General features: G+C 41.5%; 21 protein-coding genes. 9 read left to right on the top strand and 12 right to left on the bottom strand.

Features of this window, described 5'->3' with window-relative positions:
* Window positions 1-11 precede the first annotated feature (11 nt).
* From GTQ43_RS21640 to GTQ43_RS21630, 3 genes are all read right to left on the bottom strand, one after another.
* A complete protein-coding gene (locus GTQ43_RS21640) occupies window positions 12-1055 on the bottom strand; it encodes a substrate-binding domain-containing protein (RefSeq protein ID WP_265274797.1) in 1044 nt (347 codons plus the stop codon).
* A gap of 26 nt (window positions 1056-1081) precedes the next feature.
* A complete protein-coding gene (locus tag GTQ43_RS21635) occupies window positions 1082-2479 on the bottom strand; it encodes a serine/threonine-protein kinase (RefSeq protein WP_265274796.1) in 1398 nt (465 codons plus the stop codon).
* 293 nt (window positions 2480-2772) lie between these two features.
* A complete protein-coding gene (locus GTQ43_RS21630) occupies window positions 2773-3786 on the bottom strand; it encodes a LysR family transcriptional regulator (protein WP_265274795.1) in 1014 nt (337 codons plus the stop codon).
* Between the two features lie 212 nt (window positions 3787-3998).
* Here GTQ43_RS21630 and GTQ43_RS21625 point away from each other — a divergent pair, with 212 nt between their 5' ends.
* From GTQ43_RS21625 to GTQ43_RS21600, 6 genes are all read left to right on the top strand, one after another.
* The gene (locus tag GTQ43_RS21625; RefSeq protein WP_265274794.1) at window positions 3999-4715 is read left to right on the top strand and encodes an NnrU family protein; all 717 of its coding nucleotides are present in this window, start codon (window positions 3999-4001) and stop codon (window positions 4713-4715) included.
* A gap of 420 nt (window positions 4716-5135) precedes the next feature.
* Window positions 5136-5522, top strand: a complete 387-nt coding sequence (locus GTQ43_RS21620) for a thioredoxin family protein (RefSeq protein ID WP_265274793.1) — start codon at window positions 5136-5138, stop codon at window positions 5520-5522.
* A gap of 256 nt (window positions 5523-5778) precedes the next feature.
* Window positions 5779-7881: an NAD(P)H-quinone oxidoreductase subunit 5 gene (locus GTQ43_RS21615; protein ID WP_265274792.1), complete on the top strand. Its 2103-nt coding sequence runs from the start codon at window positions 5779-5781 to the stop codon at window positions 7879-7881.
* Window positions 7882-8031: 150 nt separating this feature from the next.
* Window positions 8032-8223 carry a type II toxin-antitoxin system HicB family antitoxin gene (locus GTQ43_RS21610; protein WP_265274791.1) on the top strand — a complete coding sequence of 64 codons (192 nt, stop codon included), beginning with the start codon at window positions 8032-8034 and terminating at the stop codon, window positions 8221-8223.
* Window positions 8220-8405: a type II toxin-antitoxin system HicA family toxin gene (locus GTQ43_RS21605; RefSeq protein WP_265274790.1), complete on the top strand. Its 186-nt coding sequence runs from the start codon at window positions 8220-8222 to the stop codon at window positions 8403-8405. Before GTQ43_RS21610 ends, GTQ43_RS21605 begins: the two co-directional genes overlap by 4 nt.
* Window positions 8406-8429: 24 nt before the next feature.
* On the top strand, window positions 8430-8654 hold the full coding sequence (locus tag GTQ43_RS21600; protein ID WP_152588362.1) for an addiction module protein: 225 nt from the start codon (window positions 8430-8432) through the stop codon (window positions 8652-8654).
* A gap of 49 nt (window positions 8655-8703) precedes the next feature.
* Here the strand turns inward: GTQ43_RS21600 and GTQ43_RS21595 are convergent, their stop codons facing one another.
* The 7 genes from GTQ43_RS21595 to GTQ43_RS21565 all read right to left on the bottom strand — a co-directional run bounded on the left by GTQ43_RS21595 (window position 8704) and on the right by GTQ43_RS21565 (window position 14382).
* A complete protein-coding gene (locus GTQ43_RS21595; protein ID WP_265274789.1) occupies window positions 8704-9189 on the bottom strand; it encodes a DUF3368 domain-containing protein in 486 nt (161 codons plus the stop codon).
* A complete protein-coding gene (locus GTQ43_RS21590) occupies window positions 9186-9455 on the bottom strand; it encodes a UPF0175 family protein (RefSeq protein WP_265274788.1) in 270 nt (89 codons plus the stop codon). Before GTQ43_RS21590 ends, GTQ43_RS21595 begins: the two co-directional genes overlap by 4 nt.
* A 150-nt stretch (window positions 9456-9605) precedes the next feature.
* Window positions 9606-9806: a hypothetical protein gene (locus tag GTQ43_RS21585; RefSeq protein WP_118162829.1), complete on the bottom strand. Its 201-nt coding sequence runs from the start codon at window positions 9804-9806 to the stop codon at window positions 9606-9608.
* Between the two features lie 144 nt (window positions 9807-9950).
* A complete protein-coding gene (locus GTQ43_RS21580; protein ID WP_265274787.1) occupies window positions 9951-10340 on the bottom strand; it encodes a hypothetical protein in 390 nt (129 codons plus the stop codon).
* Window positions 10341-10415: 75 nt separating this feature from the next.
* Window positions 10416-10901, bottom strand: coding sequence for a helix-turn-helix domain-containing protein (locus tag GTQ43_RS21575; protein ID WP_265274786.1), 486 nt, complete (start codon window positions 10899-10901; stop codon window positions 10416-10418).
* Entirely contained in the window at window positions 10898-12346 is a 1449-nt protein-coding gene (locus GTQ43_RS21570) for a restriction endonuclease subunit S (RefSeq protein ID WP_265274785.1), read from the bottom strand. The genes GTQ43_RS21575 and GTQ43_RS21570 overlap by 4 nt, the downstream gene beginning before the upstream one ends.
* Entirely contained in the window at window positions 12346-14382 is a 2037-nt protein-coding gene (locus tag GTQ43_RS21565; RefSeq protein WP_265274784.1) for a class I SAM-dependent DNA methyltransferase, read from the bottom strand. The genes GTQ43_RS21570 and GTQ43_RS21565 overlap by 1 nt, the downstream gene beginning before the upstream one ends.
* 145 nt (window positions 14383-14527) lie before the next feature.
* On the opposite strand from GTQ43_RS21565, the gene GTQ43_RS41815 reads away from it, so the two are divergent.
* Window positions 14528-14698 carry a DUF4258 domain-containing protein gene (locus GTQ43_RS41815; RefSeq protein ID WP_414859129.1) on the top strand — a complete coding sequence of 57 codons (171 nt, stop codon included), beginning with the start codon at window positions 14528-14530 and terminating at the stop codon, window positions 14696-14698.
* A 114-nt stretch (window positions 14699-14812) separates the two neighbouring features.
* The gene (locus GTQ43_RS21560) at window positions 14813-15040 is read left to right on the top strand and encodes a type II toxin-antitoxin system MqsA family antitoxin (protein ID WP_265274783.1); all 228 of its coding nucleotides are present in this window, start codon (window positions 14813-14815) and stop codon (window positions 15038-15040) included.
* 114 nt (window positions 15041-15154) lie between these two features.
* Here the strand turns inward: GTQ43_RS21560 and GTQ43_RS21555 are convergent, their stop codons facing one another.
* Entirely contained in the window at window positions 15155-15412 is a 258-nt protein-coding gene (locus GTQ43_RS21555; RefSeq protein ID WP_265274782.1) for a hypothetical protein, read from the bottom strand.
* 349 nt (window positions 15413-15761) lie between these two features.
* Between GTQ43_RS21555 and ndhD1 the strand changes: the two genes are divergently transcribed.
* The gene (gene ndhD1, locus GTQ43_RS21550) at window positions 15762-17339 is read left to right on the top strand and encodes a photosynthetic/respiratory NAD(P)H-quinone oxidoreductase subunit D1 (protein WP_265274781.1); all 1578 of its coding nucleotides are present in this window, start codon (window positions 15762-15764) and stop codon (window positions 17337-17339) included.
* A 117-nt stretch (window positions 17340-17456) separates the two neighbouring features.
* Here ndhD1 and GTQ43_RS21545 read toward each other — a convergent pair whose 3' ends face one another.
* Entirely contained in the window at window positions 17457-18428 is a 972-nt protein-coding gene (locus GTQ43_RS21545; RefSeq protein ID WP_265274780.1) for a DUF4351 domain-containing protein, read from the bottom strand.
* Window positions 18429-18558: the final 130 nt, after the last annotated feature.

Genomic DNA, 18558 nt, shown 5'->3' with positions numbered 1-18558 from the left:
AAGTACTTCACTTATTTAATTCGGACAAATCCAGCTTTTTCGATCAGTTCTTGACCTTGGGGTGTCAACAGCCAATTTGCATAAGCTTCCCCAGCTTGCTGATCTGTTTGACCATTCTGTTTAACAATTACAAATAAATTGCGGGTAATTGCATAGTCTCCACTACTAAATGCCTTACTATTCAAGTGATTATGTTTATTAGGACATTCAGATGGAGGTACAAATGGTTCTTGGTAAGGAGGTACAAATTGATTGCTTGTACGCCCCAATGGTAGGGATTTAATAATACACTGGGGTACAATCTCTGGGGCAGAAGCATAATAAATCCCCCCAGGACTTGCAGCTACTTTTCGTAGTGCTTCAGTTGTTGTGTCAATAAAAGTAACATTTTTACCAAAATTTTCTTTATTTAGAACATTTTCGACAAAGAACTCCGCTGTACCACCAGATTCTTTGCTACGAGAGTAGACTGTAATTGGTAAGTTTGGCCCACCTACCTGTAGCCAGTTAGTAATTTTGCCAGTGTAGATGTCTTTGAGTTGGGCAACAGTTAAACCAGGAATATTGAGATCGTGGTTAACTGCGATCGCAATTCCATCAATCGCCACCGAAATTTCTTTTAAGCTAAATCCTTTTTGTTGAGCTTCGGCATTTTCTTCAGCCTTGACTGAACGAGAAGATTGAGAAAAAGCTAGTTGATTGTCTATCAACATTCGCAAGCCAGTTCCCGATCCGGCTTTACTTAATGGAGGCTGAGTGTAGCGTAAAACAAACCGAGGGCACTGGCTTTGGAGTACGGAGTCTACTTCTTTACGGATCGGTGCCCAGGTGGTGCTACCACCATAGTTAAATGTCCCCTCTGGGAGGTTGGACACGTTACATTTACTGAGGAACTGGTTCATGGAATTATCTGTGTTGCTAGTCTCTGGAGATTTAGCAACAGTTCCATTTAGTTGTGCCCACCGTTCCATAAGAAACCATAAGCCACTAAAGATTAAACCAATAGTAATGACAACGGCCAAAAAAAGGCTAAGTGTTTCGTTTTTTTGAGACATAGGTGGCTATTAGCACCATGAGTTTTTTAAAGGATGAGAGATAATAGTTTATAAATAAGTCGAAATATGGCTGTTAGTGAAATGGCTACTAAAGCTGCTGCAACTGATAAAATTATCACTGCCTGAATGCCAAGCCCCCCCTGTAAAAAGGGGAGAAAGAAAATAATTGCAAAAGTAATTGTTGGAATAATTAATAAATCGAATTTTTCAATCCACCGTTTGGTTTGGACAAATACCAGTATCCCCAAAATTACAGATGCAACAACAAAAGTAACTATTGGTGATTGTACTAGACTGAGGAGGGCGATCGCTATCAATGCTCCCTCAAATCCACTAAATGCCGCCCCACTTAATAATTCCACTGTCGAAAACGCTGGTTTAGTTGGTGGCTGACGGCGAACAACGGGGTTAGAACCTTGATGTGGTTGTGGTGGAAGTGTTGCGGAGGGCGAATTAAGTTGTGTAGCGGCTAGAGGTTGTGAATGAAGTGCATCTAGAACTTCCTGGGCTGACTTGAAACGCTGATTAGCAGCAGGTAGTAACATCTTGTCTAAAATATCAGCAAGTTGAGGGTTGATACTGACTTGCTCATGCCATTTCCACTGATTGCTGTAGGCATCAAATAGTTGAATTGCCTCCTGATTTGTCAACAAGGTAATCAGAGTTACAGCCAAAGCGTATAAGTCTGTAGATGGGAATACTTGACCTCCAGCCATCTGTTCAGGCGGTGCAAATCCCATAGAATAAATTCCTGTAGAAGAAGCAGCCCCTAATGCAACGTTTGTCACTTGCTTAACTGCGCCAAAATCTAGTAAAAAAAGTTTACCATCACGACGGCGCATAATGTTAGAAGGTTTTATATCTCTATGGATAATTCCTCGCTCATGGACAAACCTTAGCACCTTTAGGATTTCTTGCAGCACCTCTAACACTCGCTGTTCCGAGAATTTGCCCTGTTGAACTAATTCTTCTTCTAAGTTTTGCCCATCAATGTATTCTTGTACCAAGTAAAAAAATTGGTTTTGATGTGCTGGTTGCGAACTATTAACTATCACTGGAAAGAAGGCAAACAAGTCGGGAATTTGCTCGTGATCGTTACCAAGTTGTGCTAAAACTTCTGCCTCTCTCTCAAACATTATCTGTGCTTGTTGCAGTTGAGCGGAGGTTAAATTTCCTGCTGGTTGAAACTGCTTTACCACGCATTGACGCATTCCTGGGATTCGGCGATCGCGTGCCAAAAATGCAGCTCCAAACCCGCCTCTTCCTAGCAACTTCGTGGGGACATATCGACCATCTAGCAGCAGTGGCATTCCACAGGTAATACAGTACTTTTGCTGCGTTGTTTTCAGCGTTGTAATATCATCTAAATCGGCAAAATAGTTTCGTGGTTGTGGGCAACTTGGACGAGTACAGTAAACTTCCATTTTCGTGATTAGTCAAAATAATTCGTAATTCGTAATGACGCTCTCTACGTGGACTCGCTTTCTCGTGTCGTTCGCGGAGGTCTCGGAAAGAAGAGAATAATTATGTTTTGTGAGGGGTATTTAAACCTTGATGCAAAACAAGCAGTCACTGAGCATTGCTGAAGTGCCTTTTATAGAAACAGAGGTATCAACCCCTATTTAATTACGAATTAAGTTAGCGCAGCGTAAAGCCTTCGGCATGGCTTCGCTTAGAGCGACGCAGGAGCGTCATTACGAATTATGATGGCTAGGTTTTAGTCTTCGCCAGAGGAGGCGGGCATGGCTATATCTAATGTACTTACCACTATGCTTTTTTGTGTAAATGTTAACACATCTTGATTCCATCCAGGGTTAGCAAACTGGGGCAAAATTTCTTTACTAAAAGCTTCTGCGGCCTTGGATCGATAGCGATTAGGATTAAAGATCAGCCACAGAGTCCGTTTGACGACAACGCCTTCAATGGGAGTACGGTGCAGAACGCCCATTTGTAACTCTTTAGCGATCGCACTTGTGGAAACAAAAGCAGCCCCTAAGCCAGACTGCACAGCATTCTTAATTGCTTCAATGGAATTTAGTTCCATTTCAACTTTAAAACGTCTGGTATCAATTTCACAGCGTCCTAGCACTTGGTCAATTACTTTGCGGATAGTCGATTGGGAATCTAGGGCAATGAATTGTAATTTATATAGGTCTTCTTTTTGGATGGTTTCAAGTTTGGCAAAGGGATGAAAGACCGGTAAAATCAGCGCTAGTTCATCTTCGGCGTAAGGAACAACTTCCAATGATTCTGACAGTTCACCAGGAATTTCACCGCCAATAATCGCTAGATCGACTTGTCCATTAGCCACACTCCAAGCAGTTCGCCTGGTGGAGTGGACGTGTAATTGCACTGCCACATCTGGGTATTTTTGTCGAAACATCCCGATCATTTTGGGTAAAAGATAAGTGCCGGTGGTTTGAGAAGCACCGACAATCAAAGTACCACCTTGGAGATTTTGTAAATCCTCAATGGCGCGGCAGGTTTCTTGACACAGACTGAGGATTTTTTCACCGTAATTTAGAAGTAGATGCCCTGCTTCAGTTAATTGGGCGCGTCGTCCTCCACGGTCGAATAAAGGGACATCTAGCTGCCGTTCGAGATTTTGGACTTGCAAGCTGACAGCAGGTTGGGAAACATAAAGACTATCAGCGGCACGCTTGAAGCTTCCTTCTTGGGCGATCGCTTTTAAAATGCGTAACTGATCTAAAGTGAAAGGAAGGTCAGACATAAGGCTCAACCCACAAACATTGAAAGGAGCGGATGCACACAACAAATAAAGTTTGGCAGCAATCAACCGAGCATGATTTGTTGCATATTAAACTTGAACATTTGACTCGAAAAGGACAATAGCACAACATCTTGACTAAAGTCTCCTTTGGAATACTTTGTGGTATTGGTTGTACTGAATTCAATTTTCTTTAAATTACTTCACTCGTCTATATGCTGCCGATTTCTTGGTTGACACCCAGTCATTTTGTCATACTGGGGTTACAAATAGTTTTTGCGATCGCTCACAGTGGAGGCGCTGCTTTGCGTCCTTGGGCAGAGAAGTATATTGGCCCAAGGCTTTATCGCATTTTTTTTGCATTAGTCAGCCTACCGTTGGCTGTGATCTTAATTATTTACTTTTTTGGGCACCGCTATGATGGTTTGCAACTTTGGCAGGTACAAGGAGTGCCAGGAGTACGAGAGTTTGTTTGGCTGCTGTCAGCGATCTCGTTTTTGTTTTTATATCCTGCTACCTTCAATCTACTAGAAATTGCTGCCATTCAAAAGCCCCAAGTTCATCTCTACGAAACCGGAATTATTCGGATTACCCGTCATCCCCAGATGGTGGGACAAATAATTTGGTGTGTTGCTCATACTCTCTGGTTGGGGACTACCTTTACCCTAGTGACTTCCATTGGATTAGTATTGCATCACTTGTTTGGGGTTTGGCACGGCGATCGCCGTTTGAGCGATCGCTATGGGGAAGCCTTTGAAAGTGCCAAACAACGCACTTCAATTATTCCCTTTAAAGCAATTATTGACGGCCGTCAATCTATCTTATGGCAGGAATTTCTTCGTCCTGCTTATTTGGGAGTTGCCATTTTTATCGCTTTGCTTTGGTGGTCGCACCCTCTCTTGATGGAAGTAACTGGTAGGATAACATGGTAAATTTAAGCGATCCCCAGTGTCAGCAGAAAATCTAAAATAGATGAAATTTCAGCTTATCAATTGCCCCAAATCAATGTAGGATAAATTCAAACATCTATCAGTGGGGGTGCGTTCAGTCAGCTTGAGATTTTATATTGGTAGTTGTTAGTCAGTCGTCCTTCCTTGGGAGTCAATTGGCAGATTAAGTCAAATTCCCAGGCAGCCAAAGCAATCAGGAGTCTAAAATTCAAAAAAGCCACCATGACATCTGCGCTGGCTTTTTTGTCAGAGACACATCAACACGCTGAATTTTTGCCTAATTATTCTGTGTCCTGAGATTTGGTTACTGAAAGCATCTCTCGGCAGTTACTGACTTACTAATCCTTAACTTCAGTACTGATAGGTAGTTTAATATAAAAACCTTATAATCCAAGAGGCATCATGGTGTTGTCGGTTAGTGAACAGACATTTACTCAAGAAGTTTTAGAATCTCCTATTCCTGTTTTAGTTAACTTTGAAGCACCTTGGTGTGGACTGTGTCGGATTATCCACCCACTGTTGTTGCAATTTCAAGCCCAATGTGGGGACGAAATTAAATTAGTTGGGGTTAACGCCGATCAAAATTTTAAATTGTCTACTACTTATAGGCTAAAATCACTGCCAACTCTACTATTGATTGAAAATGGCACTGTTCGTCATCGCTTGGAATGCTTTCGCAGCAGAGAAGACTTACGTCTGGCTTTAGAAGAGATTAAAGCTAGCTACAGCAATTACCCGAAAATCTACAAGAGTTCAAAAACAGTGGACTTAGAGTGTCGATTAGCTTGATCGTGGGGTATGGAGCATGGGGGAGATGACGGAGAAGAGGGAGGTTAGGAACAAAGAATAACTAATATTCAATTCCCAATGCCCCATGCCCCATTCCCAATGCCCAATGCCCAATTCCCAATGCCCAAATCTAAAACCATGCTTAACACCCCACCCAATCACTCTTGGGTGGGTTATTTTATCCTAAAGGGTGTGTGTCACAATTATTAACAGTTTCGACACGCTAAATCAAGAATTCTAAAAGTAGGCGTCAGTGATGGAAGTAATCTATCAGTATGCCTGGCTGATTCCGGTGTTCCCTCTTTTTGGGGCAATGCTGGTCGGTCTAGGGTTAATCTCGTTGAATCAGGTGACAAACCGCCTCCGGCAGCTGAACGCTGTGGTGATTATCTCTATGATGGCAGCAGCTATGGTGCTGTCGTTTGCCTTGCTCTGGAGTCAAATTCAAGGACACGCGCCTTATCTTCGCACCTTTGAGTGGGCAGCAGCAGGTAATTTTCACCTGAGCATGGGCTACACTATCGACCACCTGACAGCCCTAATGCTGGTGATTGTCACAACGGTAGCTTGCTTAGTCATGGTTTACACCGATGGCTACATGGCTCACGATCCCAGTTACGTGAGGTTTTACGCCTATCTCAGTTTGTTTGGCTCCTCAATGTTAGGTCTGGTGGTCAGCCCCAACCTAGTACAGGTTTATATATTCTGGGAACTGGTGGGAATGTGTTCCTACTTGCTGGTTGGCTTTTGGTTCGATCGCAAGTCAGCAGCAGATGCCGCCCAAAAAGCATTTGTGACTAACCGCGTGGGCGACTTTGGTTTGTTACTCGGCATTTTGGGGCTATTCTGGGCAACAGGAAGCTTTGATTTTAATATCATGGGCGATCGCCTCGCTCAACTCGTGCAATCAGGTTCGATCAGCAATTTTCTCGCTGTCCTGTTGGCGATTTTAGTTTTCTTAGGCCCAGTGGCGAAATCAGCCCAATTCCCCCTCCACGTCTGGCTACCAGATGCAATGGAAGGCCCCACGCCCATTTCTGCCTTGATTCACGCAGCAACAATGGTGGCGGCTGGTGTTTTCCTCATTGCCCGGATGTACCCAGTATTTGAACACGTTCCAGTTGCAATGAACGTCATTGCCTTTACTGGGGCGTTTACGGCGTTTTTGGGGGCAACCATTGCCATTACCCAAAACGACATCAAAAAGGGCTTGGCTTATTCCACCATTTCCCAACTTGGTTACATGGTGATGGCGATGGGCATAGGTTCCTACAGTGCTGGACTATTCCACCTCATGACCCACGCCTATTTCAAGGCGATGCTGTTCTTGGGTTCAGGTTCAGTAATTCATGGTATGGAAGGTGTCGTTGGACACGACCCCGCCTTAGCTCAAGATATGCGCTTGATGGGTGGACTGCGGAAGTATATGCCCGTCACCTCAATTACTTTCTTGATTGGTTGCTTGGCAATTTCTGGGATTCCGCCCTTTGCTGGTTTCTGGTCAAAAGATGAAATTTTGGGGAAGGCTTTTGAGGCTAACCCATTTCTTTGGATGATTGGCTGGCTAACTGCCGGGATTACTGCTTTCTACATGTTTAGAATGTATTTTATGACATTTGAAGGCAAATTCCGGGGTACTGACGAAAAAATCAAGCAAAAACTCAAGAGTGCTGCGGCGACAATTGTCCTGGAATTAGAGTCAGCAGAACCAGCCCCGAATTTTGGGCCTGGGGCGATGAAGAAAGGAGAATTGGCGGCAACTAGTGATCATCATGATTCCCATGACTCCCACGGGCATCACAGCGACTCCCCCCACGAATCGCCGTGGACGATGACCCTACCCTTGGCACTGCTAGCAGTGCCTTCGATTTTGATTGGTTTGGTGGGAACTCCCTACGCCAATTATTTTGAAGAGTTTATCTTTCCTCCTAGCGAAACCCTTTCCGAAGTTATAGAAAAGGCTGCCGAGTTCAATCCGACGGAATTCTACATCATGGCGGGGGCTTCAGTCGGAATTTCTTTAATTGCGATTACCCTGGCTTCACTGATGTATTTGCGCCGGAAAATTGACCCGGCTGCGATCGCTGCTCAAATCAAACCACTTTACGAGTTATCCCTCAACAAGTGGTACTTTGATGACATTTACCATCGGGTTTTTGTCCTCGGCTTGCGTCGCCTAGCTAGACAAGTTATGGAAGTTGACTTCCGCGTTGTCGATGGTGCTGTTAACCTCACAGGCTTTTTCACCCTTGTTAGCGGTGAAGGTCTGAAGTACCTAGAAAACGGTCGCGCTCAATTCTATGCCTTGATTGTATTTGGGGCGGTTTTGGGCTTAGTGATTGTCTTTGGTGTTACCTAATTTTAATCGGGGTGGGCGGCTGTCTGCCCCTAAGTTTTTTCAGAGTCTAATTTAGACTCTTTTTTTTGGCTGATAGTTCAGTAATTTAATATACAGTCTCCTAGAGTACTCAAAAACCTCCTAGTTCAGAAAAAGGTAGCGAATAGGCAAATGATTAAGAAGAAATACATTTACTGGCAAGATGATGATATGTGGTTAGGTTATCTAGAAGAATATCCTGACTATTGGACTCAGGGTGAAACTGAAGAGGAGCTAAAAGAAAATCTACTCGATATTTACAGTGAATTAACAAGTGGAAATATCCAAAATATTCGTAGAGTTGCAGAACTTGAAGTTTCATGAAACGAAGAGATTTAATCAGTAAGATTGAAGAAATGGGTTGTATCTTCGTTCGTCATGGTGGCAAACATGATTGGTATCAGAATCCAATAACAAAAATATCTCAAGCTGTTCCTAGACATAGGGAAATTAAGGAGCAACTTGCAAAACATATTATTAAGATGCTTAACGATGAAGCAGACTAATGCTTAGAATAAAAGGTACTCACTATGACCCTTGAACAGCTTGAAGCCGAAGTTCTTGCACTTCCAAAAGATTCTCAAGTGATTTTATTAGCAAGATTACTGGAAAGATTGGGTCAAGAAAGTGGAATAGATCAAGAAATTGCGGCTAGTTGGGCTGAAGAAGCCCAGAAGCGTGATGAAGATATGAACACCAATCAAATTACTGGTATTCCGGCTGAAGAAGTGTTTCGACGAGTTTGTGCATCTTAACAATGACAAGAATTGTATTTCATTCATTGGCAGAGCAAGAGTGGCAAAATTAACCTTGTTCTTGGTAATAACGATCTAAAAAACTTTGGATGAGGGCAGAAGATGCACGAAAGGTGGTTAATTGCAATTTAGAAATGGCGTTAGGAAAATCAATTATATCTTTGGTTCCTGCACGATAAAGAACACCGAGTAAGCCTGTGACATTAAGACCTTGTGCGATCGCTGCTTGTCGAGCATCCATATCATCTAAGATAATCAGGGCGGCGTTGAGTTGGACAGCCAGAGAAATGGTTTCTTGCTCACCTATACCAAGTTTGCTAGATAAGTTGGGTAATAGAGGCGTGGTAGTTTGAATCTCTAACCAGCTTGGAGGTTGGGCAATCCAGTTTTGAACTTGGATGTAAGAACCTTCGGCAAGAAGTTCTGTGCAGACGGCATTGGGGATGGTGATGCGGCCGAAAAGTTGAGGCAGAATTTCAACACAATCAATCAAGATGAGATAGCACAAAGGTGAAGTATCGCAAACAACTATCATTGCTGAGTAATTGCTTGGTCAATAGCTTGCAAGTCTTGCTCTAAGTCAGCTACGGTGTAGGGTAGGTAAGCTTCATAGGCTTTAAGAAAAGCATCGGTAGCAAGTCGAGAAGAAAGATTTAACAGACGTTGAACTTGAGCAGTAGAAATTTGCCGATGGCGATAAGCTTCAACCACCAGCGATTCTAAGGCGCGGCGAGAAAGTTGGTCAGGGGTATTAGCGAGTTGATGGGCAATGTCATCGGGTATTTCGATGGTAATTTGCATTTGCGGTGTCCTTTAATGGATGTATGATGCTTTTTTTTAAGAATAACTGAGCAGCATCATACATTTTTAGCAATGCTCCGGTTGGGCTAGGCGTAGACGCGGAAGCGGCTTGTCGTAGACATCGCTTCTCAAATTAAACCACTGTACGAGCTATTCCTCAATATCTTTTACATCATCTGGCGGTTCAAACATAATCTCAAAACCTCCGTTGGGAATAGTTCGACGCAAAAATCTTAAATGGTCGTCTGCATCTTGGCGGTTAGCAAAACGGGCGACGGTGTGAGATTGGGTAATAACTACAGTTTTTACTATCACCCAAGGATGATTTTGGGCAATAACTGGTTTTATCATGGTTAATGTCTCCTTTTGTTAGGGAGCCAAGAGCCAGCAGGAAGCCTCGGAAACTTATTTGCTGGCTTTTGACAAGATTTGTAATTTTGTTGCCTGGTTGCGGTAAGTGTGAGTGTGTTTTCATCGCTTCTAAACACTCTCATCTCATAGCTTTTGTGCTAAAAGCTGGGTTGCATCATGGTCGTGGAGTCCTGGGACAACTAGCCATAGCCACATCCGGCACTTGAACAAGCGCAATGATAGAAGTTCTTCAGGGAATTTTTGATTTCTGTGACCTTGCCAGTGTCCAAGGTGTGCAAGTTGTTGTTTGGCGCAAGTTGGGCAAAGGTCGCCTGGTTTTCCTTTGTCGATGGTGTAGTTTGAGTCTTCAGGATTAAGGGGTTTGATGCCGGGAAAGCGCCCTGCTTGGGAATGGGGGCAGGGTTTGCCGTCGAGTTCTGCGGGGATGATGCCAGTGCAAATTAGGTTATCGGGGTATATGTTGCCGTCAGGCGAGAGGAAGAGGGCTTTGGGTTCGGTGTTTTGAATATTCATGCTTGACTACTGCCAGAAGCAAATGCTATCCTGACAATATACCTGTTAACCATGTAAATGTCAAAACTGAAATGATTAACTTCCTACCTCATATTTGAACCCAATTGTTTTTGCAACTAAGTCTAAATGTTTTGACTTTGAGCGAGTTGGTTCATAGATTCCGTTTTCCCATTCACTAACTGTTTGCTGGCGTACACCTAACTCTTGTGCAAATTCTGCCTGTGTTAAACCAATTTGGAGGCGTAATGCCTTGATTGATTTGCTATTCCATACCACTTTTCCATCTACAAGCTGCACTTGTTCGCTAGTAGTAAATTTGCGAAAAGTAACGCATTGCTTATCAAAATCAACATCCCCAACGCGATATCCTGCTTCTATCCAGGACAAAGCCTGTAATGCGCCTTTGCTACGATTACTCCACCACGCCCGTTTACTTTTTGCTGAATTGGGTAAAGTATCATTTATTAAAGTCTCAATGTCAGCAAATGATAAATTTATTTCATTTTGATTACTGCCACGTAAAAATTCAAGGAGTGGCTGGTACTTGCTGCCCTCCTTCATGTAACCTCTTCTTCTCCTAGTATCATGCGTTCAACACGAGCTTTTGCTTCAGTCAGCAAGTATTCAGCTTCCGTATACAGACGATTTGCTTCATTACGTCGCCTGTTTAATTCATCTACGATTACTTGCTGAATTTTCATAGGCGGTAAGGGAACGCGCAGATGTTGCAAGTCTTCTGCATAAAGGTGAGCAGTTTGACCTCTAGACATTCGGTTGATAAGCTCTTGAATAGGCTTAATGATAAAACAAGTGAGTAAGTATTCTGGCAGTACGATTTGATGGTTAACTCTAACAATAATTAACTCACCAACTGCCATACATTGATCAAGATATTCAATAGGAATATTTCTTACCAAGCCAAAACTTCCACCAATATAGTCCAATTGATGAGAAGCTGAAAGTAAAAGTAAATCTCCATCTTTTACGTATGCTTTCTTAGCTTTTTTAAAAAATATTCTTGATGTAAAAGCTACTTTTTTCCATTCAATTTTCCAATCTTTTGTAAGACTAGAAACTTTTATTACTACGCAGCCATTTTCTGTATAACCGTCTTTAGCGGGGGTTAATCCATTGACTATATTTATGCAAATCTCAGATAAAGTTTTTGTTGGGTATATTGAATTTTCTATTGTTTGCTCTAGCTGAGTATAGAATGGTAAAAAATAACGGACATCAAAGCGATTTAATTGTGATCGCCTAATGAGAAAACGATTTTGACTTCTTGGTAAGACATTTTTAATTCCAATTACTTTAATTACATACTCTTGGATTCCTACAATTAAGTTTTGTGCAGCTAGTAGCTTTTCTTGATGTGTATAATAGGCATTCTGCATTATTTGAGCAATGCAATCTTGAACAGGTATAGGAGGAACAGGGATTATAAACTCTCCAACTTCAGATAAATTCAATTCTGGTCTTGTTGTTCTATGTCCTAATCTAATAGCTTGAAATTCACCCAATTGAGAGTTAATAAATGTTGCAACATAATAAGGATTTACTTTTTTTGAAAGTTCTAAACCAACAATATGACCTGTAATATTACCTTCTGTTAGACTTTCAGGAAATACAGCAGCAGTTCCAAGTCTACCTGCTATTGTTATCAAAAGATTTCCTGGAACTACACGGCTACGAATCAACTCATTGTGTTTTTCTTGAGATATGTATTTAAGTTCATCTAAAAAAATTCCTGAAGGTAGAACATCCTTAACTCTAATGTAAGGTATTCCGCTATCCTGATACATATCAACTTTACGGTTACTACCAAAAGGGCCGTCAAACATCCGGTTACTTAATTTCTTTAAGGAATGAAGAGGATATGGACATTCATGCAGTTTGTTAAATAGAAATTGAGATTTAGGTTGATAAAATTCAACAAAAAGTTTTTTTCTAGTCAAATCACTTGATTTAACTAGAAATCGCTTGATATCATGTTTATTAATATCCATTACCATCCTGCTAGGCTTTCAAAGTCTGTAACTGTTTCTATTACTTCAATAGGGAAATGTGCATTGTCTTCAGGTACACTAAAACGACCTGTAGCATCATAACCAATATCATCTATTCGAGCCATGTAAACTTCATAATCTTCATCAGCTTCTATAACTTCCTTTCCTAGTTCTAATTGAGCTTCTGCGGACAAAGGTGTTTCACGCTTTTCTAAAACAATCACGCTAGTTTTCACACCCGCGCCATAAGGCGCAAATGTAGCTTGTGGTAAACTAATTACTGCTTTTAATCTTGCCCAACGTAAAATCCAATCTCTAATATCCTGCATTGAACTGTTTGCCAATACCCCATCGGGTAAAACAATTGCTAACTTTCCCCCTGGTGTTAGAAATTCAATACAGCGATTAAGGAAAGCTACTTCTTGGGGAATACTTTTAACAACTTTGCCCTTTTTCTTACTAACTCCATCTCGTCCAGCAAAGTCTTTCAAAACACTTTCATTTGTCACTTTAGAACCAAATGGAGGATTAGTTAATATCATTGTCAACCCTCCCAGATAAAACCCTGGACGTTCTGGAAGCCCCTCTGTAATTCCTCCTGTAATACTACCCAATCGCTCTAGCGAATCCATTACCTTTAAATCAGCATATTGTGCGCCATTCATTAAAGTATTAACTCGCGCTATGTGCATCACAGTTCGAGAATATTCAGCACCAAATAAATGATTATCTCGAAACTTGATAAACTCTTGGGTTGGTTCTTCAGGATTAATCCCTTCAGCACTACCACCATTATTTGCTATTGCTTTTGCATACTCCTGCTTACGCACATAATCCAAAACGTGCGTCAACATACGCGCTGAACCGCAAGCAGGATCGCCAACATAATCATTTACTGTAGGTTGCAAAATTCCCACCATTAAATTAATTACTGGTGTAGGTGTGAAATATTGCCCCAAATCATCGCGGAAAGTCTTACTCAAAAAATCCTCAAACACTCCACCTTTGACATCTGCTGAAGATTTTCGCAAACTCCAAGGCTGTAAACGCTTAACGATTTCCATTGTCGTGTGAGGCTTGAATTGCAGTACATCACCCTCATTAAAAGCCAAACGCACACCCAAATCATCACCAAATTTTTTCGCTAGTGTTTCTCGTTCCCACTGCTTTGCTTTCTCAAAAGTATCTCTTACTTGAACTAATAAACGTTCTGGGTCAGTTTCATTACTAACACTAAATACATAAGCCCGTGATTCTCCTGTTTGCTTTACCAAGTCAATTGTTGCCTGTTCGTCATACCACTTAGCAAACAAGAATTTAACCATTGCATCAACGGCTTCTTGTGGCTGCAAACCCTCATTATCTCTGAGAATTGAGTGACAACCAGAACGCGTATCTCCCAAAACCTCCCGAAACTTATCACGGGTTAAAGGCTGTAGCCTAGTTTGAATATCATCTGGTTTACTGGTATTATAGATAACTTTGTAAGGACTATGATTTGCTGCCTCACGAGCGCTTTCGTACTTTGGCAAATCCCCAATAGGTTCTAATTTTCTTGGGTAATCAAGGTCACGACGATAAATTTTCGTGTGTTTACCACTAGTTAAAATTGCATAACGGGCAGATGGTGAAGCACTCATGTAAACTTCTAGTTGTTTGAAATGGTAATTCCATCCCAGTTCTTCGTTACCCTCAAACTTTTTGCTAGGTTCCATCGCTTCTAACATGATGAAAGCTACATCTAAGCCTGTGCCAGAGCCAAAATAGCGATCATCATAAATGATTAGATCAGACCTACCAAACATCTGCCTAGATGCAGTTATGTTGGAAAGTTCTAGCTCCATTGCGTCTAGTGGAACACCATACTCCTGTTCTAAAATCTGAATTGCCCATATTGTCACGGGGTCTTCAAGCGGACGTACATATTTACCAGAACCATCAGACAAAAGAAGTTTCTGAAGATTTGGGTGCTGGCGATAGTTCTGTGGTATGTTAGCCGGATTTTGGTAAGGATTAGTGAAATCGGAGAAAGGCATGAAGTTATTGCTATGGGAGACAGACTACACAGTAGATAAATGATATGGTATTCTGGGCGATCGCTTAAGAGAAAAATTAATATAAGCCCAAGATTCAGCAAAATAATAAGTTTATCACTAATTATAATTTAAAAATAATTCATGTATGTATTGCGAAAATTTAGTTTTCTCCCGTCATGCTATCCAACAAATGTTTTATCGTCGCATCAGTCAAAAAGATGTAAAAACTGTGATTTCTTATGGAGAAGTGATAGAAGAAAATCCTAATGATACACCTTACCCTAGTTATCTAAATATTGGATTTTATAGAAGGTAAGCCGATTCATGTTGTATTTTCCTACGATGAAGCTACAGATACGGGATATGTAGTAACAGCTTATATTCCTGATGCTAATATTTGGTTAAATGGTTTTAAAACTAGGAGACAAAGATGATGAAATGCGTAATTTGTCAGCATGGAGAAACTAAACCGGGTTTAGTAACTGTGACATTAGAAAGAGATGAATGTATTATCGTTTTAAAAAAAGTTCCAGCAGAAATTTGTGATAACTGTGGTGAATATTATTTAAGTGATGCAGTTACTGAACAGGTTTTAGAAAAAGCAGAGTCAGCTATTAATAATGGAGCAGAGTTGGAGATTCTTAGATATGCAGCTTAATGTTCTTATTTGCGTCTCTGCTACCATTCATGAAGCTGATGGTACAGACATTGTTTAGTCAGAGTTTTGAGACGACGTTTGAAGGGAGGAGTAAAACGAACTTCTGCCATAAATCTAGGCTTCGATATCGTCCCAAAGCTCTGAAACTGGGAAAGTTTGTCCTGTTGCTGCTTGTCGCACGGACTCTTGCAAATCGGCTAATATTTGTGCTTTTGGTTCTTGTTCATCAATCCAAGCTAAACCACTGACTTTATCAGAATTTATGGAACTTATAAGCTGTTGCCAAAGTTCTACAGGGACGAGTACATCTGTTGTTTCTCCATTTACGTTGGTGACATAACGAATCTGACTTTCAATTTGTGCGATTATCATAGTGTTATTTCTCGTGTGATGCTTTTTTGTACCGAATCAACACTAAACAGCATCTTGTATTTTTAGTGATGAGATAGGTTACGTGTAGAGGCGGAGCGGCTTGTTGTAGACATCGCACCACTAAACTATAATTTTATCGGATTTTTGAGGGTAGAATTTTGACTCGACTGGGAGTATCACAACCCACATTCCGCACCCTTAAGTGTCAAAAAAGATACCCAAGAGAAAAAATCGGGGATTGTCAATTTAATTAAATCAACCTAACGAGGAAGACGAAATCCCCAAAAAGCTGTTACTTAATAACTAGTGACTTTTTGCCAAACATGATTTTGATAGCAGACTAATTGTGATGAATATAGCTAATTTTCCGTGGCTGACGACGATTATTCTGTTTCCGATAGCCGCGTCGCTACTTCTTCCCATCATCCCTGACAAAGAAGGCAAAACAGTGCGCTGGTACTCCCTCATCGTGGGGCTGATAGATTTTGCACTAATTGTTTATGCTTTTTATACTGGGTATGATTTCTCCAATCCAGATTTGCAGTTAGTGGAAAGTTACCCTTGGGTACCACAATTGGGTTTGAATTGGTCAGTAGGGGCAGATGGCTTATCCATGCCCCTAATTATTTTGACTGGATTCATTACCACGCTGGCGATTTTAGCAGCTTGGCCTGTCACCTTCAAGCCCAAGCTATTTTACTTCTTGATTTTGGCGATGTATGGCGGTCAAATTGCCGTGTTCGCCGTCCAGGATATGCTGTTATTTTTCCTGGTGTGGGAACTAGAACTAGTACCGATATACTTTCTGCTGTCGATTTGGGGAGGTAAAAGACGGCAATATGCAGCGACTAAATTCATTTTATACACTGCTGGCGGGTCGCTGTTTATTTTGCTGTCTGCCCTGACAATGGGATTTTACGGCGATACGGTGACGTTCGACATGCGATCGCTCGCCTTAAAAGATTTCGCCCTGAATTTCCAACTTGCCCTCTATGCGGGCTTCCTAATTGCCTACGCCGTCAAGTTGCCGATTATTCCCTTACACACCTGGCTACCTGATGCCCACGGTGAAGCTACAGCCCCTGTCCACATGTTATTAGCAGGTATTCTCTTGAAGATGGGCGGTTACGCCTTAATTCGGATGAATGCCCAAATGCTGCCTGATGCCCACGCTTATTTCGCACCAGTGTTGGTGGTTTTGGGGGTAGTTAATATCATCTACGCTGCCTTGACATCCTTTGCCCAGCGCAACCTGAAGCGAAAAATTGCCTACTCTTCAATTTCTCACATGGGCTTTGTGATGATTGGCATTGCCTCCTTCACCGATTTGGGATTGAGTGGGGCAGTATTGCAAATGGTTTCTCACGGGTTAATTGGGGCGAGTTTGTTCTTCCTGGTTGGCGCAACTTACGATCGCACCCACACCCTGATGTTGGATGAAATGGGCGGTGTTGCGAAGAGAATGCCGAAGATTTTCGCCATGTTCACTACCTGTTCGATGGCTTCTTTGGCATTGCCAGGAATGAGCGGTTTCGTAGCAGAATTAATGGTATTTGTCGGCTTTGCTACTAGCGATGCTTATACCTCTACCTTCAAAGTCATTGTGGTGTTCTTGATGGCAGTGGGAGTAATTTTAACTCCGATTTATCTGCTGTCGATGTTGCGCGAAATTTTCTATGGAGAAGAAAACAAGGAATTAGTTTCTCACCAAGCTTTGATAGATGCCGAACCCCGTGAAGTATTTATCATTGCCTGTTTGTTAATTCCAATTATTGGGATTGGTTTCTATCCAAAATTGCTGACTCAAATGTATGACGCGACAACTGTACAATTGACGGCAAGATTGCGTGATTCCGTGCCGACATTAGCACAGCAAAAAGACGAAACACTCAAGGTTTCTTTGAGTGCGCCCGATATTGGTAATTAAATTGCGATCGCTAGTTTAGTCTAAATTTTTATTGCTTTGAGGGCGGGTTTTGTACCTGCCCTTTTTATTACTCACTCGCAATTTTTGATTCGGTAAAGTAAAAAGACTCATCGCTGATTAATTTGTTTGCAACCAGTTAAGTAAATCTTCCATAGCAGTAAAATCTAACAAAGCTTCGCCAAGGGTTTCTAATTGATTTAAAGAAAGAGATTTGATGCGCTCTTGCAATTCTGGTGATAATTCTCCCACTCGTCTTTGTAGTAATTTTAAAATAAGTCGTTGTTCACCTTTTTGTTCACCTTCTTGTTTTCCCCGCTCATAGCCGATGCGCTCACCTGTAGTTACATATCTCATAGTCCGCTCCTGCTCAAATTCTTTAAACTCTTCCCAAAACTGATTTTCCAATGCCTTTGGTAATATCATAACCCAATCGATAAATCGATATAGGTTGCGAATATCCTGTTCTTCTAAGCCCAAATCATATAACCTGCGAATTAAGCTAAATTTCCATATTTTGCGTTGTTCGGGTGATGAGCGTGTCTGCTGCGTTTTCAAATGCGCCATGACGACAGTTGCAAATGGATTATCGCTATTTTCTAACTCGTGAAAGCGATTTTCGTAATCTAAAAGTTTAATACTGCCAAATTCAAAAGTTAAGCGAGTATTGGGATAATTGTAACTGTAATTATTTGGCCGCCATTCGCGGTTTGAATCGCATAGAATTGCAAGACTAATTGCTGGTCGATCGAAGCGGTCAAATATGCGAAAGTTGTAGGTAAACATCCGCTTGGGAAAGTTATCTTCTTTTTGTGCCTGAATTTCGACATGGATTAATAACCAAAGTTCTTCCCCTTGGGTTTGCCAAACTTTGACTAATTGATCGGCATATCGCTTACCTTGTTCGGCTTCACGAGTTATTTGTTGAAATTCTTTATCTAGAAATTCGTAGGGACGCTCCCAATTAATTAATGCAGAAGTTTCTGGAAAAAAGAAATGCATTGCTTGGGGAAAATAAACTTCTATAATTTCTTTCCAAGGGCTATCAAAATCAGCGCGTAGCCCGTCGTAGACATCGGTAACATTAGTCATGAACTGATTGCAGATGATATTTCTGAAAAAATCCTAACATTAGGTTTTGCTTATATTCTGCCCTTTCTTGCTATTGTCAGTTAGGGACTCTGGTAGTCAGTAGTGAAAAACCACGAATTTAATGTAAGAT

Origin of the sequence: Nostoc sp. KVJ3, assembly GCF_026127265.1 — a bacterium.
Lineage (GTDB): Bacteria > Cyanobacteriota > Cyanobacteriia > Cyanobacteriales > Nostocaceae > Nostoc.
This window is presented reverse-complemented; position numbering and strand designations above follow the sequence as displayed.